Below are 622 nucleotides of genomic sequence, written 5' to 3'. Positions count from 1 at the left end.
CGCCGCCGCCCACCACCGCCGTGATGGCGCTGAATTCGTAGCCGCCGCCGATGAGCGGCCGCGCGCTCTGCAGCGTCAGCCCGAGCAGGCCGCCGCTGATGCCGGAAGCCAGTGCGGTGATCACGAAGGCGCCAGCCTTCACGGCCCGCACCGGAACCGCACTAGCCTCGGCGGCGCTGTAATTGCCGCCGGTGGCGAGCGTCCATCTGCCCCAGAAGGAGCGGGACAGGACGAAATGGCCGACAAGGGCGATGACCAGGAAGATCAACACCACGACCGGAATGCCGAACAGCCGGCCCTTGGCGAATTCGGCTGAGGCGGGATTGCTGCCATAGACGATGACCCCGCCGACAGCCGCCTGGACAATGCCCAGTCCGATCGTGCCAACGCCGAGCGTGGCAATGATGGGATTGATGCCGACATATCCGACCAGGCCCCCGTTGAGCAGGCCTATGAGGCCCGCGAGACCCACCGCCAGCAGGAACGCCGGCAGCGGCCCGATCATCGGCTGCAGCCCGAGCGACAGGATGGCGCCGCAGGCGATGGTGGCCGGCACCGACAGGTCGGCCAGGCCGCCGACCACGAGCACGAAGGTCATGCCGACGACGACGATGCCGACGAT

1 protein-coding gene is annotated in these 622 nt (G+C 68.5%); it reads right to left on the bottom strand.

Translation table 11 applies throughout. The features are described from left to right. Nucleotides 1-622 (bottom strand): ABC transporter permease (locus EN914_RS37560; RefSeq protein ID WP_164779278.1); only part of this gene is annotated, 622 nt, incomplete at both ends.

The organism is Mesorhizobium sp. M7A.F.Ca.CA.001.08.2.1, assembly GCF_003998455.1.
Lineage (GTDB): Bacteria > Pseudomonadota > Alphaproteobacteria > Rhizobiales > Rhizobiaceae > Mesorhizobium > Mesorhizobium ciceri.
Note: the sequence above shows the minus strand (reverse complement) of the source record. Positions and strands in the feature narration are given on the sequence as shown.